We start from the raw sequence: 25,642 nt of genomic DNA, 5'->3' as shown, positions 1-25,642 counted from the left end.
TGGACCTGTCGCAGTTTGATGCCGCTCCTTTGATAGCATTTACTGCAACAAAGGAGATGAACTATGGGACTGAAACGGACGGACGAATTCCGCCAGGATGCGGTGCGTATCGCACTGACGAGTGGGCTGACGCGCAAGCAGGTGGCTGACGATCTGGGTGTTGGCATGTCGACGCTTAACAAATGGATCACCGCGCACCGAGGCACAGACGTGGTGTCGAAAGAGGATTTGAGCCTCGCCCAAGAGAATGAGCGACTTCGGCGCGAGAACCGTCTTCTCAAGGAGGAGAGGGAAATCCTAAAAAAGGCCACCCAGTTCTTTGCGGGCCTAAAGCAATGAGATTTAGGTTTGTCGAGGAACACCGGAGCCACTTCCCCGTGAACCGCTTGTGTCACGTTGTCGGTGTCAGTTCGCGCGGTTTGCGAGCATTCCGAAGCCGTCCTGCCAGCCGCAGACAGCGGTCTGATCTGGTCACCTTGGCGCACATCAAAGAACAATCCCGTCTCAGCCTGGGCAGCTATGGCAGGCCGCGCATGACAGAAGAACTGAAGGAGATCGGCCTGAATATCGGTCACCGCCGTGTGGGTCGTTTGATGCGCCAGAACGGCATATCCGTGGTGCGAACCCGTAAACACAAGGTGACGACAGACAGTGATCACAAGTTCAATATTGCGCCAAACCTGCTGGACCGGGATTTTATGGCTGACCAACCGAACCAGAAATGGGCCGGTGACATCAGCTATGTCTGGACGCGTGAGGGATGGCTGTATTTGGCTGTCATCCTCGACCTGCATTCAAGGCGCGTGATCGGCTGGGCGGTCAGCAACCGTATGAAACGAGACTTGGCAATACGGGCTTTGAAGATGGCAATTGCGTTCAGGGCACCGCCCAAGAGCTGCATCCACCATACGGATCGCGGGTCGCAATATTGTTCGCACGACTACCAGAAACTTCTGCGCCAGCAAGGCTTCAAGGTGTCGATGTCTGGCAAGGGCAATTGTTACGACAATGCTGTCGTCGAGACCTTCTTCAAAACCATCAAAGCTGAACTCATTTGGCGCAGGTCATGGGAAACACGGCGGCAAGCTGAGATGGCGATCTTTGAATACATCAACGGCTTCTACAACCCACGGCGACGCCACTCAGCACTGGGCTGGAAAAGCCCCGTCGCCTTCGAACGGAAAGTGGCTTAAACGAGCACTTGGGGCGGCACGAAAGCGGGACAGGTCCAATTGGCATAATGGCGCCGCTATGATCGCGGCGGGCTAACCGCCTTAGGAGGCTATACTACGGACAAAGGCGCGCTTATCGATGCTCAAACGTCTGTGCATCCAGTTCAGTCAGGTCCACCCCATGTTCAACTGCAAACAACCGGGTTTTTCGCAATATTTGTTCTGCGCCCATAAGGTGACCGGCCACGGCCCGCAGCAAACTTGTCGCCACCGCCGCGTCGTTTTCGATGACCGCCAACAACTCCTGTCCGCCAATGCGCAAAAACTTACTGTCTTCAATCGCCGCCAAATGCATGGTCCGATCTTCGTTCATGATAACGGCAAGATCGCCAATCAGTCGACCGGGTTCGATTTCGGCAACAAGAATGTTGGATGTTCCAGAGTCTGACAAATACATCCCCGCCAAACCCGAGACACACAAATAGGCGGCATCGGCCTTTTGTTGTGACTTGAAAATGACCTCCCCTGCCTTTGCTTCATACCATTGCGCGCTGAACGCCAAGAGGCGTTGTTGCTTGCGGTCCAATCCTTGGAAAAGTTCGGCCTCGGCAACAGTGCGGAGCTTGCGGTTCAGATCCCGGCGCGCATCTTCGTCTAGGGTTTCTTCCTCTCGCGCTGCGCCGTCGATGCGGCCATCTTCGATTTCGACGAAAAGATCGTAGTATTCGGGGTTAGAGAAATGCTTCTCAATGAAGATTTTGGTGGCATCAGGGAGCAGTTCGCTGATCCGCTCCCGCATTCTGGAGCGCATATCGCTATCGTGATTGGCCATCGCGTTTTGTAGGATCAAAACATCAGGCTTTTTGATCCCGGCACGACTGAAAGAAATCCGCTCGCGGAACATAGAGGGAAGGTTTTCGCCGCCTTGGGTTGTGGGCAGATCAAAGATGCTCTGCGCGATCAAACCCTTTAGCCCATGTTCGCTGAGCACATCGACGACAATGTCCTCAACCTGCTTTTCCCGAGCACCGGCGAGGATTGATATCCTTCCGAATATGGCATTGCCCAAAACCGTCATTACCGGGAAGTATTTTGACGGGTCGATGGTCTCAAACAATCCATCAAGTTCAGCAACCATCTGCTTGGCGCTTTTGCGACGGATCTTAAGAATACGCTCTCTGAAGACATCACGGAAGGTGGGGCCGATCTGCTCGGCGGAGAATGCGAACGGGAGAGTGAGCAACAGCGCAAAGTCCGCCGGTGGCAGCCCGGCGTCGCCGACCTCCCGTCGCTTTGCCGCGATGTCGCCCAGACGAAGATATAGGTCCTCTGACAGGTTAAGACGCCGGAACAGCGGGTGGTTCAAATCCTCTTTTCCAAAGGTCGCGGTCAGCCCTTCGATCACACCGGCTGAAATCTGTGCCAATTCATCGACAAGGCCATGCGCGCGCAGGATCGTGATGAACTTTTCTTCTTGCGCCAAGGCCTCTTGCGGGAGCTTGCGGGTCGGCAATGCGTAGAGAAGGTTGGTGCCCAAGGGCGATACCGGGCTGAACTTGGCAGGGTCGAACCTATGTACGATGTCGTTCAACCCGGCTTCGGCCAGCCGATCGGCGATCACGGGACGGAGCCGAACGATGGCGTCTGCCAACTCCTTTTGGGAATTCGGATCGATGCAAAAGCTCAAGGCCCGCCGCACCATGAAGTCATCAATGCCCATCGCCTCGACCAAGCGGAACCACCAATCGCCGATTTCGTCTGAACTCTTCAAACCGGCGAAACCGGGTTCGACCCAGTCGGTATCAAAAGGGTCGGTGCTGTTGCCTGTACGCGCAGCCTCTGCTTGCCAAACGGCCACTTCATCGAGCAAGGCCTCGACGGCAACCGGCTTGTTCTTGAACGGCATCAACAGGTTTTCGCCGATGGTCCCCTGAAAGATATAGGGCGTTGAACTGGCATAGCCGATTTTGTTGGCAATGACGGTCTGGTGTAGCTCATTCAGCGGGTGTCCGGCGATCCGCACCTCCCCGCGAGAGGGGACAACCTCGCGCGTTAAGACATCCGCCAGCGCAAGGGCTGCGGTCTCATTCCGGGTCTTGATCGCGATACGCGCACCACGGGGCATGACAAGGTTGATGTCTTCGAGGACAGGAAAGCCGTTTTCGTTCAGCACCGTCACATCGCGCAATTCAATATCGCCATCCAGTTGCGGGATCGTATCGGGAGTCCCCTCAAACAGCGTTTCATCGACAAGTGATTTCTGCGCAAATTTCTCGGTAACGACTTCCCATCTCAGGGACATATCTTGGGTTTGGTTGTAATAGGCGAGCACCTCTTTCCACGGCGATGACAGATCTTTGTAAGCCGCCAATGCCGCGACAAGCGCGCCGACCGTGATGTCCCCGGTGATCGCCAGATACCCCCCAACCGAGTAAAAGAAGAAAGGGGTCAACTGATTGATGAAGTTGTTGAGAAACTTCATGAAATACTTTTTCTTGTAGAGCTCCAGACGGATGCTGAACAAAAATCCAAGGCGGGTGGAGAACAGCGACATCCTGTGGCGGGCGCCGCCATTTCTGCGGAGGTCGCTGACCCCTGCGGCGGTTTCACCAATCTCGGTGGCCAGTTTGCGCACTTCTTGAATGCGGTCTTTGTTCAGCAGGCTGACTTGGCGTTGCAGCTTTGGAATGATCCATGCTTGCAGGGGGATGAGCGCGATAGACACGAGGCCGAACCAAACGCTTTGCGCAAAGAGGAACACCAAAATCGTGAGCATCTGCCCGATCTGAAACACAGGCTGCGACAGCATATCGCCCATCAGCCCGCCCATCGGCTCGGCCTCGGACGTCACCATCGACACCAGCTCACCTTGGCTGGTTGCGCGGAAGAAGGGGCGGGGAAACATCAGCATCCGCGATAGAAGCTGAAACCGGAACCGCCGCAGCAACCGCTCGGCCAGCACGCCCTTCATCGTGTTAAGCCGCATTTTCAGCAAGCCATTCGCCAATACGGATAAAAGGAAGGCGAGACAGAGAACCATGAGGAACTCTACTTGGCTCAGCGTGATCCCCAGCACATTGATATCCGCCCCCGTGCCACCAATCGCATCGTTGATAATGCGTTTTGGTAACTCCAGAGAGATATAAAGCAAGGGGAACGTCAGCAGGGTGATGGCCAGCAACAGGAGCTGATCTCGCTTTGAGTTTTTCCAGATAAACTGAAAGAGGCTCTTATCCATTAAGGCCATCCGTTATTCGAAGGTCAGAGATGTATAGCGGGTTTTCCGGCGTAAAGGCATGGTTCATAAGGCAAACGCCCGAAAAAAATGCCTTAGCTATGAAAATCTAAGGCAGGTCAAGAGGCTCACCTAGAAAGTGACTGGGATTGGCGCCGCCTTCGAGCAGTTCGGTCAAGAACGCTCTCGAAAAGTCCCAGATTGCTTCGTCGTGAACCAGATGATGACTGAGAAACCCCAAGGGTTCGGTGCAATCGGCGCGGCCTTCGCGCCGGTCTTGCAAAAGCGTGACCGTCTTAGCGATGAGCTCTTCAGGGGCCAGCAATCCACCGCCCGCACGCCATGCAATCGGGTCAATATGTGTGTTGATCTGCACCAGCCCCGCGCTGCATTTGAACCTGCGCGGGGTAAACGTCGAAAGAGCGACATAGCCTTGCGCGGCAAGGCCCGATGTTACGGTCGCGTCGACCCGGTTCCAGGGCGGGACGAACATCGCCAGCATGTCAGAGCCGAAAAGCGCCCGCATACGTGCCAATGCGGCCTTTGTTTTAGCTTCGGCACCTGCATCGGGATGACCAAACTCGGCTCTTTTCTGACCAGCGGGGGCGAGGTTTTCATGCGCCCAGCCGTGGACGACCGGCACCATCAAAGGCGTGGCTGCGGCAATTTCGGCAAGCGCGGGCGTGGCTGCCTTGGGGATCACTGCAATATGGACGGGCAGGTTAAGATCTGCGGTCATGTTCAGCAAGCGGTCCAGCGCGGGCGTGGGCTCGGTCGCATCATCGTCGCGCCACCAAATCGGGAGTGTCAGCCCCTCGGCGCGGGTGCGCGACAACTCTGTGCGCAAAGGGGACCAGTCAACCCTCACGGCATCTGCGCCCATAGCGAAGCGACACGTCGGACGGTCTCTCGCGCGCCGTCAAAGCCGTCGGTTGCTGGTGCGCGGTGGGGTGACTGGTCCAAGGCGCTCAGTGCGCTCAGAAGTCGATCCGGCGTGAGGTCGGCACTGCGCAGGACTTCGATACCGGGCAGTTGCGCGAGCGCGGTCGCCCTGATGGTTTGCTCAACCTCAGCCCCCGCATCGAAAGGAATGAAAACGGACCTACAACCGGCCTGCAAAACGTCGATTGCGGTGTTGTATCCGCACATCGAAACGGAGGCCGCTGCCTGATGTAGCAGCGCCCGAAAATCAGGTCGCGTTGCTTCGACGATCACATTGGCGGGCGCCTTTGCGCGCAGTTGAGCAATGCGTGCCTGTGCGCCCCCAATCAACACCCGCCAAACCCGCGGGTCAGACTGCGCAGCACGCAGCGCCGTATCGAAAATCTGCGCCCCGACATCACCGCCCCCTGCGCTAACGATGATCTCGCCTACGCCAGCCGTTTGGTGAAGGGGGGCGGTAACAGCGGGGGCCATAAACCCTGTGTAGTGCAACTTTGACCGAAGCGCGTCAAGAACCGGCCAAGATGCATCGAGCGGCATGACATGCGGATCGGCGTGAACCAGAACTGCGTCGTAGTAGCGTGCCAGAACACTATGGGATTTATCGGCCTTTTGCGGCGAAGAGGGTGGTGCCAGAATGTCGCGCACAGAGGCACAAATCAGTGGCCGGTCGGCCAGCTTATCAGCAGCCTTTAACACAGCGGTAAACTCGTCCCGTAGGACACGACGCCCGAAAGGATAGAGTTCAGTTATCAGCACATCGGGCCGGATCTCAGCGAACTGTTGCAGAAGCAGAGCCTTGCGGGCGCTCAGCGTATCATGACTAACCGGAGCGCCGCTATCCTCCAGCAACTGGGTGAAGTTCACCCCATCTGAGCGCAGCGGCGGGAGTTGCACCAAGGGGACATCGCCGCGGTCCAGCACAGGCACCGGGATGCCGCCGGACACCACAGTCGCGCTATGGCCCGCGTGCTGAAACGCGCGGGCAAGGATCAATGCGCGTGCCAGATGGCCCGAGCCTAAAAGATGGGTGACAACGATCATCACTTTCACGAGCAACGCTCCACCAAGCGCGTGAAACCGGACTCTAGCTGCCAGCCGTCTTGCTTTATCTCAATGACATAAAGCCGGTTGCGCTTGATCTGAAAAGGCGGGGGACCGGCAAACGCCCAGCCCGTTGCCTGCGCCATCAACACCCGCATCACCCCGATATGGCAGACCGCAACCGCATCTGTCGTCAGCCCCTTGACCCATCGGTTCAGGCGGTCTTTCACAGCGATGAGGCTTTCGCCCCCCGGGGGGCAGAACGCCCAGCCCCAATCTTCGATATGACGAAAACCCGAGGAACCGTCCGCGAACAGGTCTTGGCTCCGGCTGCCTTCCCATTGGCCGAAATCCATCTCAATGAGTGCTGCGTCCGTGATAGGCGGGCGGCCACCGATGATCTTAGCGGTTTCCGAAGCACGAGAAAGGGGGCTGGACCAAAGCGTGGCGCAATCCCAAGGGGCGGGCAGGCACAGCGGCTGCAATTGCGCCCGCGCGGGACCGTCCAGCGGCACGTCTGTGCGCCCCTGTATCCGCCCTTCGCGGTTCCACGCGGTGTGGCCATGGCGCAAAAGAGCCAGACGGGGCATCAGTGAACACCTACGCTGGCAAGACCTCGGCGCAGGGTTGCGACAGCGGCGGGTAACAGGTGGTTGTCCGCAACATAGGCGCGTGCTGCCCGTCCTTTGCTGCGCCGTGTTTCAGGATCACCTAGCAACCGCGATAACTCATCGGCCAGTGCGGCGGGACCGGCCTCTACCGATGGATAGGGTCCGGGCGACAACACTTCTCGCACACCCGGTCGGTTCTGGGCAACGACCGGCAGCCCGGCGGCCTGCGCCTCTAAATACACGAACCCAAAGGCTTCGTTTACACCGGGCCAGAACATCAGCGCCGCGCGGGCATAGGCCGCATTGAGGTCTGAGCGGCTTAATTTGCCCAGAAACTTAACGCTATCGCCAAAGGGGGCCATCAACGCCATGATCTCCTCCAGCGCTGGTCCATCTCCTGCAATCTCAAGCTGCCATGTATTCTGTGGCAGCAGTGCAAGTGTTTCAGCGATGATGTGGTAAGATGACAGTTTATCGCCCCTGCGCATCATGCCCACACTCAAAATCGGCGCATCTGCTGCGAAGGTTTCAGGGGGCAGAGTCTCGCAGTTCAGAAAGGGTGACAAATGCAGCAGGCGCTGCGCGGGTGGTGCATCTTTCCGCAGGGCTTCTTCATCTCGGGTGGTGAGATAGAAAATCACGTCGGCCAGGTCGCAGGCCGCTTCGGCGGCGCTGGCATATTGCGCCCATGGTCCGTTTAGCCGCTTGGCCGCGCGTGTCGCTTCGATAAGCAAATAGGGTATGCCAAGTGCCTGCGCGACCGAAGCGCCTATCAGATCAGGGGCTTTGTAGTAGTTGTGATATGTCACCCAAGCACGCCACCCCTCCGCCCGCCCGCGCGAGATCAGGGCGGGGAGGGTGGCATGGGCTTTTGCCATGACCTCACGTTGCCGTGCTGCATTTCCATCGCCATCGCGACTGCGCAGAGTACTGGCCAAGGTGACAGTATGCCCCGCCGTCTCCAACGCATGGATCAACGCGCGTGCCATGGAGCGATCCCCTGAGGGTACCGGATGATCTGGAGGTTTCATGGGGGCATAAAACGCGAGGGTCATGCCGCTGCTCGTCCAAGCATCGCCTGCAGGCGGTGATGGAGCTGAGCGATGCCGGGCGCCATGGTGTACTCTTGGATCAAACGCTGATGCGCTGCGTCGGCCAAACGCGGGCCAAGCGACGGGTCCGTGGCGAACTCTGCGATGGTCTGTGCCAGCACCTTGGGGTCATCGCTGCGAAGCAGACCATGTTTGCCGTCCTCGATAAACTCCGGAATGGCGGACACCGGGGTGCTTAAAATGGGCAGCTTTTGGCTCGCGGCTTCCATCAGGACATTCGGCAGGCCATCTCGATCCCCGTCTTGCGCGATACGCGAAGGCAGCACGAAGAGATCATTGCCGCGCATCGCGTCGATCACTTCCAACTGGTCGCAAGCGCCCCGCCAAGTGATGCGCTCCGCAATCCCGCGCTCGGCGGCGCGATTGCGCATTTTCGCATCCAGGGTGCCGCCGCCGATATGGGTCCAGTGCCAATCAAGGCTGTTGGGGAGCAGGGCCAGCGCGTCGATCAGGTTGTCAAAGCCCTTCTTCTCTACCAGCCGTCCGACCGACATGATCTTGAGCGGGCTGCCGTTGGTGCGCGCCGCGCGCGTCGGCGGTGCAGGGAAGCGGGAAAGGTCCAAGCCGTGATAAACAAGGCTAACCCGGTCCGGTCTGTCGGCCAGCTCTTGCAGATGCTTCGCGCCGAAACCCGTGCAGGTCGCGCCAAAGGTCGCGCCGTGGTGATCTGGCGACAGCTTCTCGCGCAGTTCCCAGTCAGGTGACGTCCAGATGTCTTTGGCGTGGGCGGAAAAGGACCACGGCAGGTCCCGCAGGATTGCAACATAGCGCGCAACCGACGCGGGCGTATGCAGAAAATGGGCATAGAGCCCCCCAAGATCCTGCGCCATTTCATGGGCCATGACACAGGCTTGCCCCCACCGCCGCCGTCGGTTCGCCGTGTCATCGCGGGCCAGATCGCGGGCGTAGGCCTCGGCGGCAGCGTCGAAACCGGGCAAAGAGACCGCCGCGCCCATAGCCTCTGCGACCCGGCGCGGCTCATCCCTGAGGTATTCTGGCAGATACCGCACCGGCGCTTGCAATCTGGCGTGCAGCGGATGTGTCTTGGTGTCGGTGGGGTGGCGGAGTGACCAGATATCTAGATCAAGACCCGCTTCCTCCAGCGCCACAAGTTCCTGCGCGATGAAGGTTTCCGAAAGACGGGGCCATCCCTTTACGACGACGGCAAGGCGGGGTTTGGTCATTGTGGTCCCATGTTGTTCATCAGCGCGTCGACCCGTGTGATCACGGTATCAAGCCCGCCCAGCAGGTCATTCGCGCCTGCCTCCGAAGGTTTGTCTTGCTGCGGCAGATTGCGGATCGCGTCGATCATCGCCCGCGTGGTCATGCCATCGCGGGTTTCGTCCAACATGCGCACCAGTCCCATCTCCTCCGCTCGGCTGGCGCGCACCCATTGTTCCAGACGTGGGGTCGTGCGCGGAACGATGACGGCACGTTTGTCAAAGGAAAGCACCTCGCAAAAAGTGTTGTAGCCGCCCATGCTAATGACGCCCTCAGCGCCGACAAAGAGTGCTTCAATGTGCCTGTCAAACCCGGTGGCCGTGACCCGCCCGTTCAGTTTGGCCACCCGCGCCTCAAAGCGGTCGCGTTGGTCGCCGGACAGGAAAGGCCCGTAAACCAATATCGCTTTCGGTTCTAATGTCGGGTCTTCCTCATAGGCTGACAGGACCAGTGAAACCATCGCCGCCCCATCACCGCCGCCGCCCGGAGTTATCAGGATATAAGGGCTTTCAGGCACTTCGACGTCAACTGCAGCCTCGCGTCGCAGATACCCGGTCCAATGCATCCTTGAACGCGCGTCTTGGGACAAGGGCAGACCCTTGGTCGGGTCGTACATCTCGCGCATGCCGTAGACCCAAATCTCGTCATAAAGCTCCTCGGCAGCGCGGGTGGCGCCTTTGCGCTCCCATTCGGACGCGAGGGCAGTTGGCTCATCCAGCACGTCCCGCAGGCCAAGAACGGTGCGGGTACGCCCGCACTCCCGCAGTTTTTGCAAAGTAGAAAGCAATTCACCACGAAACCCGGTCGGTTCCTTGTCCACCACCAGCAGGTCAGGTTCGTAACGTTCTATCGCGGCTTGGATCAAACCCGCACGCAGAGAGGTTGTATCCTCAATACCAGCGCCAAGAGTCTGGCTGACATAGCTGCCATCGGACAGTTTCGTCACCCCCGGCAGACGGATGTGATCCACGCGATCAGGAAAGGTGAAACGCCCCGCGACCGGGGAACCGGTGAGGATAATGGCAGACGTTTGAGGGTCGCTTTGGGTCAGCGCTGTGGCTAAAGCGCGTGATCGGCGCAGGTGGCCTAATCCGAAAGTGTCGTGGCTGTAGAACATGATCCGGCGCGGCGGCATGTCCTTACGGTGATGTTGGGCAGTTTCTCGCTCCGCGCGTTCGTCCATATCCACCGCCTTTAAAGCCGCAAGTCACTACCGGATTTTCCGAAAACACCCTTGATGTCAAACAATACCGCGCCGGGTTTTCCCAGTTTGCGCAGAGCATCGCTGCCCATCTCGACAAATTCCTGATGCCCCACCGCCACGACCACAGCGTCATAAGTGCCGTTTTCAAGTGTCTCTATGCCGTTCACATGGTGTTCCAAGCTTAATCTGTCGGTCCCTACCCAAGGATCATACACATCAACGCTCACGGAATAGGCGGCAAGTTCGGACACGATATCGGCCACCTTCGTGTTGCGGGTGTCAGCGCAGTTTTCCTTAAAGGTATAGCCCAAGACCAAAACCCGCGCGCCGCGCACGCCAATGTCGCGGCTCAGCATCGCTTTCACAAGCATCTGCGCCACATGGGCGCCCATCTGGTCATTGATACGCCGGCCTGCGAGGATAACTTGCGGGTGATAGCCCATCTGCTCGGCACGGTAGGTCAGGTAATAGGGATCAACACCGATGCAGTGCCCGCCCACCAAACCGGGGCGAAAGGGGAGGAAATTCCACTTCGTGCCTGCCGCCTCAAGCACCTCTAATGTATCGAGGCCAAGCCGCGAAAAGATCAGCGAAAACTCATTGACCAGCGCGATGTTCAGATCACGCTGGGTGTTTTCAATGACCTTGGCCGCTTCTGCGGTTGCGATAGAAGATGCGCGGTGAAGCCCTGCTTTGACAACCGGCGCATAGATCGCTTCGACACGGGCGAGCGTTTCAGCATCCTGCGCGGCGATAATTTTGACGACATTCTCCATCGAATGTTCGGCATCGCCGGGGTTTACCCGTTCAGGGCTATAGGCCAGTTTAATCTGGCGTCCGGGTTCAAGCCCGCTACCAGCGGCGAGGGCAGGTCCGCAAACCTCCTCGGTAACGCCGGGATAGACCGTGCTTTCCAAGATCACCAAGGCGCCATCGGTCAGATGGGGGGCAATGGTGGCGCAGGCGTTCAGGATCGGGTTCAGGTCCGGCGCCTTGGCGTCGGTGATCGGAGTCGGAACGGCAATGATAAACACGCTGCATCCCGCAAGATCCGCAGCGGTATGGGTGTAGGTGACGGAACTCGCCGCGACGGCGTCGTCAGAAACTTCGCCATTGGGATCACGGCCCTCGCGCAAGGCATTGACCGTTGCAGTGCTCGTATCAAAGCCGGTGACGTCGAATCGGTTTCTGGCCAGTGCCAACGCTAGTGGAAGACCCACATAACCAAGGCCCAGAACAGCAATTCGGGTATCAGTAGCATCGCGGGGCAACGGCGTATCCTTGGGATTGTGTCAGTCCGGGCCGTGCGCAGTGTGTCACGAACAAATGGCGGGTTGCCGCGCGCGTTTCAGATAGTTTGACCCCTCCAGAATTGCAATAGGTCGATTGCTGGCTTAGCCTTATAGAGAATTAGGTTGATTGATTGGGGACCACATGCGCGCCATATTCCTCGTCAGCCTTCTTTGTGTCGCATTGGTTTCGATCCTCCCGGACGCTGGCCAGTCCCAAGGCCTCGGCTCGCTGTTTCCCGGAACGAACCCTGTAGAAGCAACCGGTGATCAGGATGCTGACCCGCGCGGCTCGACTGACCTCGACGCCAGTTCCGACGGTACGGCCCCGACTTCGAGCGACACGCTCGCCCCAGATGACGCATTGGCCGAGGATGGCGCGCCGTCCTCCATGTTGGGCCTGCAAGACCGCGTCGCTAAATTTCGCGACGCCCTTGTGGAACGGGTGCTGACCCTCCCGGTGGCATTTAACGAAGTGCTCTACATCCTGCGCGCCGCCAGCCCGGACGGAACACTCTGGGCTTTTGGGAAGACGCTGGTGCTCAGTCTGATGATGTTCGGTGTGGGCGCTATTGTAGAACGGGAGGTTTACGGCAGGTTCTTGATGAAAAAGCTGGTTACCAAGCGCATCAGTGAGAACCCGGATGGCTATTACGAGAAAATTCCCTTTCTCGCGCTCCGCTTTTTCGTCGGTCTGGGGGGTGTTCTTGTGTCGATGGCGGTGGCCTATGTCCTTGGCTTCTCGCTCTTTGGCCCGCTCACGGACACAGCGATGCAGTTCACAGTGTCGCTCATCAATATCGGCTATTTCGCCTGCCGTGTCGTTGCCATTCTGTGGCGGATGATCCTGTCGCCCTTCCTTTCGCAATACCGCATTCCGGCGCTCAGCGATCGGGACGCCAAACGCTTGCACCTTTGGCTGTGGTTTCTGGCGTCCTGCGAAGTTTGCGCCATCTTATTCGGTTTTTGGATTGCAGAGCTGGGTTTGAATTACGATGCCTATGCCTTCTTTGCCTCTACCATGTCCGCTATTTTGGTGCTGCTGAACATTCTGCTGGTGCTGGTGAACCGCCGCGCCATCAGCCACGCCCTGCGTCATGGCAAGCCGCCAGAGGAAACGTCAATGACCGTGCGCTTTTTGTCGCGTGCGTGGGTGCCTGCCGTATTCGCCTACGTGATCTTTGCGTGGGTCGAGTTGACGATCGACCTCGTTCTTGGCAACCCCAGCTCCGTCCCCTTGATCGCGGGCGCCTATGGGATTTTGCTTACGATCATCGTTGTTTACGGGCTGATAAACTTCGGGATTGAACGCAGCTTTACCAGATCCCGGAGGCTGCGACTGCTGAACGCCGAAAGAGACGCCCAAAGCGCAGCCGATGCATCGGATCATGAGCCTGAAAGCGGTCGATCGGAGGAGGAGACACCGGCAAGTGCCGTGGGGCCGCAACGGTCATTGAACACATTTGAGGAACTGGCGCGCCGGGTATCGGGCATTTTGTCCTTTGTCGCTGGTACCTATGCGTTCTTCTATATCTGGGACAATGACGGCGCAGAAATGATCGAGAGCTTCGCCAATCAGCTCTTAGACATATTGGTCGTCATCTTCATCGGCTATGTGGTCTATCACGCGTTTCGCATCTGGATCGACAGCAAGATCGCAGAGGAGACAACGGATGATGTGGAGATCGAACCCGGCGACGAGGGGGGAGCCTCCAGCGCCAGCCGGCTTGCGACCTTGCTGCCCTTGTTCCGTAACTTCACACTAATCCTCGTGGTGCTCACCATCCTACTGATTGTCCTTATGGAGATCGGCGTCAATGTTGGCCCTCTGTTCGCCGGTGCCGGGATCATTGGCATCGCCATCGGTTTCGGCAGCCAAGCGCTGGTGCGGGATGTCTTTGCCGGGGCGTTTTTTCTGTTCGATGATGCCTTCAGGAAAGGGGAGTATCTCGACGTTGGCAATGTCAAAGGCACGGTTGAGAAAATCTCGGTGCGCTCTTTTCAGTTGCGTCACCATTTAGGCGCGTTGCACACCATCCCCTTTGGCGAATTGCAGGTGATCACCAACTACTCCCGCGACTGGGTCATGATGAAGCTGCCATTGCGGGTGACCTATGACACCGATGTTGAGCAGGTCCGCAAGCTGATCAAGAAACTTGGGCAAGATCTTTTGACTGATCCAGAGATTGGAGAGTCCTTCATCCTGCCTTTGAAGTCTCAAGGTGTGATTGAGATGCAAGACAGTGCGATGATCATCCGGGTGAAATTCATGACCAAGCCGGGGGATCAGTGGTTGGTGCGCAAGAAGGTCTATCAGGAAATCCGCAATCTGTTTGAGCGCGAAGGCATCAAATTTGCGCATCGCGAGGTGACTGTGCGGCTGGCCGATGCGCAAGCAGACGATCTCACTGACGCCCAAAAACATAAGATCGCGGCGGCAGCCCATGCCTCGCTTGATGAGGATTTGCTGGAAGATGACGACCGCGACGACCTCGGCGGCGATGATCGCTGAGCCGGTTGCGCTGATGGTCCTTTGATTAACTTTTGTAAGGGTCCAAAGAGGCACGAAGCCCATCGCCGAGAAAGTTGAATGCCAAAACCACCACAATGATCGGCAGCATTGGAATGGCCGTCCACCAATAAATCTCAATACTGGCGAGGTTCTGCGCGTCGTTCAACATGACACCCCAGCTCACCGCGGGCGCGCGCAGGCCCAGCCCAAGATAGCTCAGCGCCGTTTCACCAAGGATCATCGCAGGTATCGATAGCGTCGCACTGGCAATCAGGTGGGACATGAAGTTTGGCAGCAAATGGCGGCGAATGACACGCCCCGGTTTGGCCCCCATCATCTCGGCGGCCTTTACATATTCCTCTTCGCGCAGGGACAGGAATTTCGCGCGCACGGATCGCGCGAGGCCGGGCCAGTCGAGGATGCCCAGAATGATCGATATGATAAAGAAAACGGCCACCGGTCCCCAGCTTGAAGGCACCGCAGCAGAGAGCGCGAGCCAAAGCGGCAATTCGGGCAGGCTGCGCAGAATTTCGATGATGCGGTTGAGAATCCAATCCGTCTTGCCACCGAAATAGCCCGCCATCGCACCGAAGGTGATGCCGAGCGCGAAGGACACGGAGATGCCAATCAGCCCCACCGTCAACGACAATTGCGCGCCGTATAGAATTCGGCTGAACACATCGCGGCCTAAGCGGTCAGACCCCCAGAGAAACAGGCTTGCGCCATCGGGGGGGCAGAACAGATGCGTATCTGACGGGATCAACCCAAAGAGCTTGTAGCTTTGCCCTTCGCAAAAGAGCTTTAAAGGCAGGGGCTGGGTTTCATCGGTGGTATAGGTCCAGCGATAGTTCTCCAGATCGGCCTGGGCGGTGATCGGATAGACAAACGGGCCAATGAAAGCGCCTTCGTGCCACAGGTTGATGCTTTGCGGCGGCGCGTAAAGATACTCAGGCTTGCGTTCGTTTGGCGTATAGGGCGCGATGAAACCGGCAATAGGCAGTATCAGATAGGCACAGAGCAGAAAGATGCCGGAGATAAGCGCGAGCTTATGGCGGCGGAAGCTGCGCCACATCAACAGCCAAGCGGGCGCGTCGAATTCTTTGCGTTCGGGTGCCGAGATATCAGAGGTATCGACCCAAGGTTCGGTATCAACAAAACGGTTGGAGGGCTGCGTGCTCATGTGGGGCGCCCTCCATAGCGGATGCGCGGGTCAAGCAGCACCAGTAGCATGTCAGAGATCATCGTGCCGATCAGCGTCAGCAGGGCCACGAACATCAACACAAAACCCGCGAGAAATTGGTCCTGCGACTTCAATGCCGTCAGCAGATAAGGTCCGATCGTCTGCAAACCCAGCACCACAGAAACCAAGACCGAGCCCGAGACCATCGCAGGCAACAGGTTTCCGATATCTGCAACAAAGGGGTTAAACGCCACGCGCAGCGGGTATTTAACCAAAAGTCGCCTCGGCGCCATGCCCTTGGCTTTGGCGGTTTCAACATAGGGTTTGCTTAATTCGTCCAGCATATTGGCGCGCAGGCGCTGCATCATCGCTGCTGCCCCCGAGGTGCCGATAACAAAGGTCGGGACGATCATATGCAATAGGATTGATTTGACCTTTGGCCATGACATCGGCGCGCCCTCGAAAGCCGGGTCCATTAACCCGCCAATCGGCAGGTCGAGGTATTTATGCCCGTAGTAAAACAAGATCAGCGCCAAGAGGAAGTTTGGCGTGGCAAGACCCAGATATCCGACGAATCCTGCTGTATAATCGGCCCATGTTTCCGATTTGGCGGCTGCGAGGACGCCCAAGGGAAGCGCCACTGCATAGACGAAAAGCACAGCCGCGAGATTGACCAATACTGTCAACCACAAGGCATCCCCGACGATCTCACCCACAGGGCGGTCAAATTCGAAGGACCAGCCGAAATCACCTTGAATGAGGCCGGAAAAACCCTGCGGTCCGGGGGCGAAGCCGACCCAGATTAGGTATTGTTCCCACAAAGGCCGGTCGAGCGCGTATTCGGCGCGAAGAAATTCAGCCTTTGCCACGCCTTCAGCCTGACCAGTGGCGCGCAATTCCGCGATCTGGTTGGACAGGTAATCACCGGGCGGCAAATTGATAATCACAAAGACAAGGACCGAGACGACCAGCAGGGTCAGCAACATCGTGAAAAAGCGGTAAACGGCATAGCGGAGGAACATCATTGGACAACCTGCTCCGACGGTTCGCCAAAGTAGAACTCGTCAATGCGGTGAACACCGAAATGGGCACCCGGTTCATAAGCCCAAACGCCCTGCTGGGGAACATTGCGCAACCGCTTTGATACGACCACAGGCTGGGGCGCTTCGGAAAGAAGACCGATGGCATAGACCTGCTGGGCATGAATGCGCAGCATCTCGCGCCACAGGTCAGCGCGGGTGACATCGTCATCCGCGCGGTTCCAGCGGTCCGCCAAGGCCAGCAGTCGCCTTGGTGCCGCGCCCTGCGGCTCCTCGCCTAGTTCGCCTTTGGATTGGTAATATTGGCCCCACATGGGCCAAGCGAAAAATTCTTGATTGGTGGGCGCAAGATACATCGGAGAGGTCTGCGGCGTGGGCAGCCCATTGTCCCAGCCGAACCAGACAGACGCCATGCTCAGGCCCGCGTAAACCCGATTGCGCAGAATGTCGCGGTCAAGCGGGCGCATCACCAGCTTAATGCCCAATTCGCGCCACGTGTCAGTCAGGATGGCGAGTGCGTTTTCCACCTCTTGCCGCTCGCCTGCTGTTTCAACCACGAATTCCATAGCGCGGCCATCGGGCAATTTGCGGATCCCGGCCTGCGTGCGCTCTGTCAGACCCATCTCATCCAACAAGGCATTTGCAATGGTCGGAGAATACTCTGCATAGGCAGACTGGTTTTCGGGGTCATACAGGGGACTTTGCGAAAGCGCTGTCATACCGCCTGCTTTGGCCAGCCCGAAATAGAGCGCGCGGTTAATCATATGTCGGTCAACGCCGTGGCTGAGCGCACGGCGAAAGCGCACATCGCGCATGACCTCTCGCCAAACCGGGTCGGCAAAGTTCAGGTTGGGATAGATGGCGATCTGGCTTGCAGCCCCGTTCTCCCACAGCAGCGTGCGATAGTTGCCGCCATCCGCTTCGCCCTTTTTGAGGATCGAGATATCGGGAAAATCGAGGCCACGCGCCTGAAGGTCCGTCTCGCCCGCATTGGCCTTTGCTGCGATGAGCCCGCCGGTCGTGATCGTCATCTCAACCCTGTCGATATAGGGGAGTTGCACCCCCCGCGCGTCGATGCGGTGGTAATACGGATTGCGCACAAACAACTGTCGGGACGTGCCACTCTCAGAGACATTGACCCAAGGCTGCAAGGTCGGCTGTTCTGGGTTGTCGAACTTGCTCATATTGTCGCGTTTGTTATGCAGCGCAGCCCAACTCTTAACCCGCGCTTTGCTGATCGCGGCCTGAAGCGCATCGGGGGAGGTAAACTGCTGATGAAACTGCTTGAGGTAATGCGCGGGGCGATAAATGAACGGGGGGCTGGCCTGCGCCAATTGGGGCAAGAAGTTCGGGTTTGCGGCAGACCATTCGAAAACGACCGTATAGGCATCGGGGAAGTCAACCGTGCCCAGCTCATCCTCGACATACATAAAGTCCGGCGGGCCAGAGGGCGTGATGTCAGGGTCTTGCGCCACATTCTCCCACCAATAGCGAAAATCCTCCGAGGTGAAGGGCGCCCCGTCCGACCAGCGGTGGCCCGGCCGCAAATGCAAGGTGAACCTGCGGTTCTCAACCACTTCAACGTCGCGAAGGATGTCGGGCTGTAGGGTGTAATCTGATGTATAGCCCACCAGCCGTGCATAGCCGTAGGCGGACATCAGACGCACATCCTTGGACCGCGTCCCCAAGGTGCGCAATGTACCGCCTTGGGTGCCATAGCTGCGCCCTTTGGCCTCAAGATCAACGACCAAAGGCACATCGGGCAGACGCTCGGTGATCGGTGGCAGATCGCCCTTCTCCACTTTCGCCGCCAAAAAGGTCGTTTCCTGCACTGTTGGCATGGCCCAAGCTGGCGTTGCCAGACACAGCAGCAGGGCGAGCAGTTTAGACATGACAGCGAACCATGTGACCGTCGCCCACGTTTTGCAAAGCCGGTGCGACCCCGCCATCGATGCGGAACATTTCTGGCCAGGTTGAGGGCGCACCGGCCCCCTTGGCCACCAGTTCTAGATCGATCGGTCTGGCGATATCCGGTTCCGGCTGGGCGGCGATCAGCGCCTTGGTATAGGGATGGCGAGGATCGTAGAACAGCGTTTCGGGCGGGGCCTGTTCGACAATAACGCCGGCCCGCATCACGATAACTTCGTCAGCAATGCGCGCCACGACTGCCAGATCGTGGCTAATGAACAGATAGCTCAATGAGGCGCGATCACGAATTTCCTCCAGCAACCTTAAAATCTGCTCTTGCACTGACACGTCCAACGCGGATGTCGGCTCGTCACAGATCAAAAGTTTAGGGTCCAGCGTCAAGGCGCGGGCAATCGAAAGGCGCTGCCGCTGGCCGCCTGAAAAGGCATGTGGATAGCGCGTCATCATGTCGGGGTTGAGCCCGACCAGTTTCAGCATCGCGGCCGCCTTGTCGCGCCACTCAGCGCGAGATCCGATGCCGTGGATTTCCAGCGGTTCGGTCAGCGCCGCCCCGATACGCATCCTTGGCGATAGCGAGGAATATGGGTCTTGGAACACCATTTGCGCTTGCCGTTGAAACGCGCTGCGTTGCGAAGCGGACATGCTGTGAACGGGCAGGGGAGGCGCACCCGGTTCGGAATAGAACAGCACTGCGCCGCCGGGATCAGGCAGCACGGCACCCAATGCCATGCGCGCGCAGGTGGTTTTGCCAGATCCGCTTTCGCCAACTACCGCTATCGTCTTGCCTCTCACCACTTCCAAATTAACATCCTTGCAAGCGGTCACGGTGGTTGGTTTGCGCCAGCCTCTGGCACGCAGAGCAAAGGTTTTGTCGACGCCCCGCATCTCAAGGATCAGGTCTTTGTGCGGGACCTCGCGGGCCGGTGCTGCGACCTCGGGGATCATCGTGGCGGCGGCAAAAAGCTTACGCGTATAGCCATGTTCAGGATGGCCCAGAACCTCTGGCGCGCTGCCGCTTTCCATGACGCGGCCTCCGCTCATGACGACAACCTGCTCGGCCATGTTCGCCACCACACCCAGATCATGCGTCACAAGGATAACCGCCATCCCGGTTTCCGCTTGCAACGTCTTAATCAGTCCCAACACCTGCGCCTGCGTTGTCACATCCAGCGCTGTCGTTGGTTCGTCCGCGATCAATAGCGTGGGTTTGGCCACCATCGCCATCGCGATCATTGCGCGTTGTCGCATGCCGCCCGACAACTCAAATGGATAGCTGCGCCAGATCCGCTCAGGCTCTGTGAACCCGACGCGTTCAAATTTCTGAAGCACCGTCCGCTTTGCCTCTGATCGGCTCATGGAACGGTGCAAGCGCAGCACCTCTGCCACTTGGTTGCCCAGCCGGTGCAGTGGTGAAAGGGAGCGCATCGGCTCTTGGAAGATCATCGAGATGCGGTCGCCCCTGATCTGGCGCATCTCTGGTTCGCGCAGGCGCAGCATATCGACAGGCGCGTCGCCTCCGGCAAAGACGATCCTGCCACTTCGGATCTGGGCAGCTTCGGGGAGGATGCGCAGCACGCTGCGACAGGTCAGGGTCTTGCCAGAACCGCTTTCACCGACCAATGCGAGCGTTTCACCAGCGCGTATGGAAAAACTGACATCGCGCACCACCGGATCGGCCTTGCCAAACCCGATCGTCAGCCCGTCAACTTCCAACAGAGGTGTCATCGGTGTCCCATTCCATTCCCGCGTGCGCGCGGTCTGCAAATGAGTGAAGCCGATTTATAAGCAAGCGTCCAGTGTCGCGATTGTGTCGAGGGCCGGTTATCTAATATTGGCCGCTAGATAGCGGGGCTGCGGGGAATAGTGAGTGTACATTGAGCCCTGTGAATGGTTCAATCAGCGCAGAAGGAAAGGGATCAGCTTTTGGCGACCTGGGCAGAATTAGACGAAGAACTCGGAAAATGGTCCGCACAGGGCGAGACGCCAACATTCTGGTGGCGCGACGATGATACGGAAGCATGTACTGATCCCTTAGACAGGCTGATTGCCTTGTCAGAGCGCTTTGCCGCGCCGTTGCATCTGGCGGTCATTCCCCATGACATAGATGTCAAACTTGCCGATCGGCTGTCAGCCTCGCCTCAGGTTTATACTTTGCAACATGGGTATGCGCATAAAAACCACGAACCCAAAGGCACCCGCGCATCCGAGGTCGGTAGGCTGCGCGATCTGGCGTTGATCGAAACGGACCTGCGCGAAGGGTGGCGGCGGATGCAATCGGCGCGTTTGCCAAACTTGCTGCCTGTCTTTGTCCCGCCGTGGAACCGGATTGGCGAGAAGGTTCTGCCATACTTGCCGGGGTGGGGGTATGCCGCGTTTTCGGGGTTTGACGCACGGCCCTATCCTGAGCCCGTTCCGGAATTGCAGCATTTCAACGGTCACATTGACCCAATCCGCTGGAAGGAAGGCGCCAAGTTTGCAGGCGTAGAGAAGACCTTGGAGCAATGTGTGCGCCACCTGCGCAAACGTCGACTGGAAGACGCATATCGACACGAGCCGACTGGATTAGTAAGCCATCACCTGCAGACTGACGAAGACACGTGGGGTTTCATGGAAGCGCTCATGTCGCGGCTGACGCATAACGCGGCGACCCGGTGGATATCGTTGGACAGCCAGCTAAAATGAGCCCGAAATGCTAGATATCGCCTATGCTTCCCCTGCCGAACGCGAGGAAGTCGCCCAATTTATGAACACCGTTTTCGTCCGCGCGAAATGGGGCATCGAAAGCTGGCGTGCCTTGCTGGCCGGAAGATGGTGCGGACCAGAGGGCCGCTATGCCATCACCGTGCGCGATGACGGCAAATTGGTCGGCGTCTTGGGGTTGGTCTATGCCGAGCGCCAAACCTCGAATGGGCCGAGAACCACGGCTGATATGACTTCATGGTATGTGCTCAAGGACTATCGCGGGCAGGGGGTCGGCAAGAAGATGATCGCTTTGGCGACCCTTGATCCGGATGTCACGGTGACAAACTTTTCCAGTGCAAAGGCGGCGGTCAATGTCTTGGAAAAGGCGGGGCTAAGGGAGTTGGACCGCGAGCGACTGGTCTGGCATCCGTCAAAAGATGCGGGCTTTGACGTCCATGACGACCCTTTGTCTTTGGGTGATCGCCTGCCTGCAAAAGACCGCCGCATTATCGAAGACCATCAGGGGCTGCGGCTTAGGTTTCTCTCAGTGGAAACGCCTGAGGGGCTCTGCACGATGGTCATCTACCCGCAGAAAAAGCATGACGACTATGTGACCCACGAAATCATGTATCTCGCCGATCAACCCCTCTTCGCCCGCTATGCAAAGCAGATCGCGGCCTCGGTCCTGCCTTCGGAAGCGGCAATCCTTTCCCTAGACCGTCGCTTCGCGCGGGAGGGGATTGTCTGCGATGAGGTGAGGGAGTTCGCGACGCCCAGATACTGCCAGCATGGGCTGTTGGACCCGTCCGAGATCGATATGCTCTATTCGGAATGTGTGCTGCTCAATATCAAAATCCATTGATGCACGACAGCCTTTGCTCGGGTCACACTTTGTAGAAGTCTCGGTACCAGTCCACGAAGTGCTGCAACCCTTCGCCCACCGGCGTGGAGGGTTGCTTGCCGATCAGCGTTTGCAGCAATGTGGTATCTGCCCAAGTGGCGGGCACATCACCGGGTTGAATTGGGTGGAAGGTCTTGACCGCCTCTCGCCCACAGGCAGCCTCAATCGCGGCGATGAAGTCCATCAGCGAGACTGGAGAGGCATTGCCGATGTTAACGGTTCGAAACGGCGCGACAGGTGAAACACTATCACCCGCCACCGGGCTGGCTGGATTGGGGGGAACATCGATCAGCCCCGTGATCGCGCGGACCAGATCGTCCACATAGGTAAAATCACGCTGCATCTTACCATGGTTGTAAACGTCGATCGGCTCGCGGTTAAGAATGGCCTTGGTGAACTTAAAATACGCCATGTCCGGGCGGCCCCAAGGACCGTAGACCGTGAAGAAGCGGAACATGGTTGTGGGCAGTTTGTACAGATGCGCATAGGAATGCGCCATATTTTCAGTCGCCTTCTTGGTCGCCGCATAGAAGGACATCTGCGTATCAACCTTGTCCGCCTCTTTATACGGCATCTGGCTGTTGGCACCAAAGATAGACGAACTCGACGCCAGCAGCATATGCTCAGGCGGGAAGGCGCGGGCGGCTTCTAGCAATTCAAAGGTGCCGATGAGGTTGGCGTCCAGATAGGCGCGCGGATCGTCGATGGAATGGCGCACGCCCGCCTGCGCGGCCAGATGTATCACGACATCCGGGCGCTGCTCTTTGAACAGGGTCATCAGCGCCTGCGGGGTTTCCAGCTTTTCATTCACCACGCTGAACTGCGCATATTCGCAGAGCTGCGATTGACGGTTCAGCTTTAGCTCGACGTCATAGTAGTCCGATAGGCTGTCGATCCCGATCACCCGCCAGCCCGACCGTAGCAGGGCAAGAGACACGAAGTATCCGATAAATCCAGACGATCCGGTGACAAGGGCGGTTCTCATTCAAAGCGCTCCGCTTCTGACAGTCGAAAGCTCTGGGGGGGAGGGGTAAATGCAATGCATGACGTTGTGCGAGCTTCCGTGTCACGGGGCGTAGGGCAAGGGTAAGCAGGGTACGGTGTCCTTGCGCTTTGACAGTTGGTACTCACAGAGCAGCGGGAAGGCAACTAGGCGCGGGACAGGACTGTCTTGGCAGACCCTTTGATTTTGCCCGCCCAGACCGTCATGAGGATTGTCTGCGGTCGCGTAGATCTTTGAAGGCCACCAGCAGCGCGAGAACCACCACGATGGAAATCAAGCTAAATCCTACGACCATCGCAATCGCCCAAGACGTCGCGGCCAGCGCATAGAACATCGCGGCGGTGATCACGGCGATGCCGACCGCCGTGCCGATACGCTGGCCAGTCTGCATGATCGCACCGGAGCTACCCGCATAATCCAGCGGCACATTCGCCAGCGTCAGCGTTTGGTTCGGGCTGATCACCGTCCCCTGCGCCACACCGATAAAGGACAACGAGAGCATCAACCACCAAATGCTCAGGTGGCCCGCGTCCGTCAGAAGGACCACCAAGATGCTAAGGCCGAGCCCGAACAGCGCCAGCATCAACCCACCGATCACCAGCTTTCGGCCATAGCGCGCAACACGGCTTCCGGCCCAATGGGCAGCATAGGCGGACAGCAACGCGGCAGGAATGCCAAACGCGGAGGATTGCAGCGCCGTCATTCCGTTGCCCTCTTGGACATATAAGGCGACCAATACCCAGACGCTGGTAACGCCCATGAAATACAGGGTCATAATCGTGATGCCATTGGTATAGCTGCGGGTGGAAAAAACCTTGAGGTCGACCATCGGGTTCAGGCCCAGCCGGACATAGCGTTGCTCCCATTTGATCCACAGCCAGCCCAGCACCGCGCCGAGCGGCAGCAACCACCAGACCCGCCTGTCACCGCTGCCTTCGACAAAGGGAAACAGGACGGCAAGCACAGCCAAGGCCAACAAGAGAGCGCCAACAGGGTCGAGCGAGCGAAGCCCGCTCCCGGTTCGAGGCAGACGCACAATGAGAGGGCGCGGGAACCAGAGGAGCCCCAGAACAATGGCGGTGATACCGATGGGGACGTTCACCAAAAACGTCAGCCGCCAGCCAAGTTCCGGCCCGCCCAGTTCAATCAAAAGCCCGCCGAGCACCGGACCGACCGCGACAGACAGACCGACAGTCGTGCCGAAATACCCAAAGGCGCGCCCGCGTGCATCGCCACGGAAATAATGCTGGATCATCCCGAGCCCTTGCGGGTTGAGCAAACCAGAGCCGATCCCTTGGGCAAAGCGCGTCGCGTTGAGCCATTCCGCATTGGGGGCCAAACCCGCCGCCACTGATGACAGGGTAAAGATAGTCACGCCAATCAGGAACAGCCCGCCGCGCCCCATGATGTCACCCGCACGTCCCGCAGCCACCAAGACCACGCCAAACGTCAGGGCATAGCCAGACAGCACCCATTGCAGGTCGGACTGTGTCGCATCAAGGCCCAGTCGGATCGACGGAAGGGCCACGTTCACGATGCTGACGCTAATGAGGGTCATGAAAATCGTGACCATGAGCACCGCAAGAATACGCCACCGAACCGGATCCGCCGTCGGGTCAAGCTGCTCATCGGCGAGTTGGTCTATATCAATATGTGATGACGTCATGACTGCGGCCCTTTTTGGTGAACCCAAGCAGGGTCATGTAGCCCTCGCATAGGGAGAAGACAAATGGGCCAAGGACGACCAGCGATATGGCCTTCGTTCTTTGACTCCGCCAATAATTAAGGCGGCTAAAGCTCGGAAACGATTAACCTAGCCTCGGCAGTTCTGCTGAAAGCGAAAGTGGCGGTTGCGACAATTGTAGCGATAAGGCAAAGCGGAACAGCAACACCGTAGCGGTAAAACAGCATAGCGCCGCAGGTTGCGCCGGCGCCGATCAAGGCAATCGAAAAAAGCCGGCGTAGCTGCTTTTGTTGGTCCGATTTGCCCGATCCGATATCTGCGCCAAACCCGCTTATTGAGAGGGTCAGCACCGTCACCTTCAGGTCAGGAATTGAAAGTCGTAGGATGGTGCTGTTGCGCAAGCCCATCGCGACTGAGGCCATGCCAATCGCGATCAACACTTGCATGGAAAGCGGATCAGGTGGACCGTCCGGCCCGATTTGCAAAGCAGCCCCAGCCGCGCCCAAAATGAAAAGAACCTCAATTGTACAAACTACAAGTAGCCAGGATCCGACGGCACGATTTATAAACTGTGTTGCAAGTCTCCCGGCCAGTATCGATCCCAATACAAAGGCAGCTATCGCAAAGACACTGCGCAGCGGGGACACCTCGTCGTACCCTCCAAGCCCCATGCCAATATAGACAACATTGCCAGTCATCAAAGACGCGAAAATATCGCCAAGGCCAAGAATGGTGACAGCGTCAATAATGCCCGATGTAAAGGTCAGTGCATACATCAACACCTCGATAGGCCGCGTGCGATTGCTGACGCTGCTCATTAGACCATACCTCTTCACCATCAGTTCTTCGGAGCGGCCCCGCCCTGCGTTACCCAGGCCACT

At 58.0% G+C, this 25,642-nt stretch carries 19 protein-coding genes; 4 read left to right on the top strand and 15 right to left on the bottom strand.

Features of this window, described 5'->3' with window-relative positions:
* Nucleotides 1–63: 63 nt before the first annotated feature.
* A protein-coding gene (locus HTT03_RS01975; protein ID WP_174858008.1) for an IS3 family transposase occupies nucleotides 64–1,193 on the top strand; the annotation gives its coding sequence in 2 pieces (ribosomal slippage) (nucleotides 64–307 and nucleotides 307–1,193; 1,131 coding nt in all).
* A gap of 112 nt (nucleotides 1,194–1,305) precedes the next feature.
* Here HTT03_RS01975 and HTT03_RS01970 read toward each other — a convergent pair.
* From HTT03_RS01970 to HTT03_RS01935, 8 genes are all read right to left on the bottom strand, one after another.
* Entirely contained in the window at nucleotides 1,306–4,410 is a 3,105-nt protein-coding gene (locus HTT03_RS01970; RefSeq protein WP_174858205.1) for an ABC transporter transmembrane domain-containing protein, read from the bottom strand.
* 106 nt (nucleotides 4,411–4,516) lie between these two features.
* Nucleotides 4,517–5,254: a polysaccharide deacetylase family protein gene (locus HTT03_RS01965; protein ID WP_246253326.1), complete on the bottom strand. Its 738-nt coding sequence runs from the start codon at nucleotides 5,252–5,254 to the stop codon at nucleotides 4,517–4,519.
* Nucleotides 5,255–5,271: 17 nt separating this feature from the next.
* Nucleotides 5,272–6,393: a glycosyltransferase family protein gene (locus HTT03_RS01960; RefSeq protein WP_217482710.1), complete on the bottom strand. Its 1,122-nt coding sequence runs from the start codon at nucleotides 6,391–6,393 to the stop codon at nucleotides 5,272–5,274.
* Nucleotides 6,394–6,398: 5 nt separating this feature from the next.
* On the bottom strand, nucleotides 6,399–6,983 hold the full coding sequence (locus tag HTT03_RS01955) for a histidine phosphatase family protein (RefSeq protein ID WP_174858202.1): 585 nt from the start codon (nucleotides 6,981–6,983) through the stop codon (nucleotides 6,399–6,401).
* Nucleotides 6,983–7,993: a glycosyltransferase family 4 protein gene (locus HTT03_RS01950; protein ID WP_174858201.1), complete on the bottom strand. Its 1,011-nt coding sequence runs from the start codon at nucleotides 7,991–7,993 to the stop codon at nucleotides 6,983–6,985. The genes HTT03_RS01955 and HTT03_RS01950 overlap by 1 nt, the downstream gene beginning before the upstream one ends.
* A 62-nt stretch (nucleotides 7,994–8,055) precedes the next feature.
* Nucleotides 8,056–9,300 carry a glycosyltransferase family 4 protein gene (locus tag HTT03_RS01945; RefSeq protein WP_174858200.1) on the bottom strand — a complete coding sequence of 415 codons (1,245 nt, stop codon included), beginning with the start codon at nucleotides 9,298–9,300 and terminating at the stop codon, nucleotides 8,056–8,058.
* A complete protein-coding gene (locus tag HTT03_RS01940) occupies nucleotides 9,297–10,520 on the bottom strand; it encodes a glycosyltransferase family protein (protein ID WP_174858199.1) in 1,224 nt (407 codons plus the stop codon). Before HTT03_RS01940 ends, HTT03_RS01945 begins: the two co-directional genes overlap by 4 nt.
* A gap of 11 nt (nucleotides 10,521–10,531) precedes the next feature.
* Nucleotides 10,532–11,812 carry a nucleotide sugar dehydrogenase gene (locus HTT03_RS01935; RefSeq protein WP_174858198.1) on the bottom strand — a complete coding sequence of 427 codons (1,281 nt, stop codon included), beginning with the start codon at nucleotides 11,810–11,812 and terminating at the stop codon, nucleotides 10,532–10,534.
* Nucleotides 11,813–11,975: 163 nt separating this feature from the next.
* Between HTT03_RS01935 and HTT03_RS01930 the strand changes: the two genes are divergently transcribed.
* Nucleotides 11,976–14,342 carry a mechanosensitive ion channel family protein gene (locus HTT03_RS01930; protein WP_174858197.1) on the top strand — a complete coding sequence of 789 codons (2,367 nt, stop codon included), beginning with the start codon at nucleotides 11,976–11,978 and terminating at the stop codon, nucleotides 14,340–14,342.
* A 25-nt stretch (nucleotides 14,343–14,367) separates the two neighbouring features.
* On the opposite strand, the gene HTT03_RS01925 is transcribed toward HTT03_RS01930, so the two are convergent.
* The 4 genes from HTT03_RS01925 to HTT03_RS01910 are packed head-to-tail and all read right to left on the bottom strand — an operon-like array spanning nucleotide 14,368 to nucleotide 20,216.
* The gene (locus HTT03_RS01925) at nucleotides 14,368–15,522 is read right to left on the bottom strand and encodes an ABC transporter permease (protein ID WP_174858196.1); all 1,155 of its coding nucleotides are present in this window, start codon (nucleotides 15,520–15,522) and stop codon (nucleotides 14,368–14,370) included.
* A complete protein-coding gene (locus tag HTT03_RS01920; protein ID WP_174858195.1) occupies nucleotides 15,519–16,547 on the bottom strand; it encodes an ABC transporter permease in 1,029 nt (342 codons plus the stop codon). Before HTT03_RS01920 ends, HTT03_RS01925 begins: the two co-directional genes overlap by 4 nt.
* The gene (locus tag HTT03_RS01915) at nucleotides 16,544–18,454 is read right to left on the bottom strand and encodes an ABC transporter substrate-binding protein (RefSeq protein ID WP_174858194.1); all 1,911 of its coding nucleotides are present in this window, start codon (nucleotides 18,452–18,454) and stop codon (nucleotides 16,544–16,546) included. Before HTT03_RS01915 ends, HTT03_RS01920 begins: the two co-directional genes overlap by 4 nt.
* Nucleotides 18,447–20,216, bottom strand: a complete 1,770-nt coding sequence (locus HTT03_RS01910) for an ABC transporter ATP-binding protein (RefSeq protein WP_174858193.1) — start codon at nucleotides 20,214–20,216, stop codon at nucleotides 18,447–18,449. The genes HTT03_RS01915 and HTT03_RS01910 overlap by 8 nt, the downstream gene beginning before the upstream one ends.
* A 198-nt stretch (nucleotides 20,217–20,414) precedes the next feature.
* On the opposite strand from HTT03_RS01910, the gene HTT03_RS01905 reads away from it, so the two are divergent.
* Complete coding sequence (locus HTT03_RS01905; RefSeq protein WP_174858192.1) at nucleotides 20,415–21,173, top strand: polysaccharide deacetylase family protein; 759 nt, start codon at nucleotides 20,415–20,417, stop codon at nucleotides 21,171–21,173.
* Nucleotides 21,174–21,180: 7 nt separating this feature from the next.
* On the top strand, nucleotides 21,181–22,035 hold the full coding sequence (locus HTT03_RS01900) for a GNAT family N-acetyltransferase (RefSeq protein ID WP_174858191.1): 855 nt from the start codon (nucleotides 21,181–21,183) through the stop codon (nucleotides 22,033–22,035).
* A 22-nt stretch (nucleotides 22,036–22,057) separates the two neighbouring features.
* Here HTT03_RS01900 and HTT03_RS01895 read toward each other — a convergent pair whose 3' ends face one another.
* From HTT03_RS01895 to HTT03_RS01885, 3 genes are all read right to left on the bottom strand, one after another.
* Entirely contained in the window at nucleotides 22,058–23,059 is a 1,002-nt protein-coding gene (locus tag HTT03_RS01895) for an SDR family NAD(P)-dependent oxidoreductase (protein WP_174858190.1), read from the bottom strand.
* A gap of 220 nt (nucleotides 23,060–23,279) precedes the next feature.
* Nucleotides 23,280–24,743, bottom strand: coding sequence for an MFS transporter (locus HTT03_RS01890; protein WP_174858189.1), 1,464 nt, complete (start codon nucleotides 24,741–24,743; stop codon nucleotides 23,280–23,282).
* A 125-nt stretch (nucleotides 24,744–24,868) separates the two neighbouring features.
* Nucleotides 24,869–25,579, bottom strand: a complete 711-nt coding sequence (locus tag HTT03_RS01885) for a YoaK family protein (protein ID WP_174858188.1) — start codon at nucleotides 25,577–25,579, stop codon at nucleotides 24,869–24,871.
* Between the last annotated feature and the right edge of the window lie 63 nt (nucleotides 25,580–25,642).

The organism is Sulfitobacter maritimus, assembly GCF_013346665.1.
Taxonomy (GTDB): domain Bacteria; phylum Pseudomonadota; class Alphaproteobacteria; order Rhodobacterales; family Rhodobacteraceae; genus Sulfitobacter; species Sulfitobacter maritimus.
The sequence above is the reverse complement of the archived record's forward strand: the minus strand, read 5'-3'. Positions and strand labels throughout refer to the sequence as shown.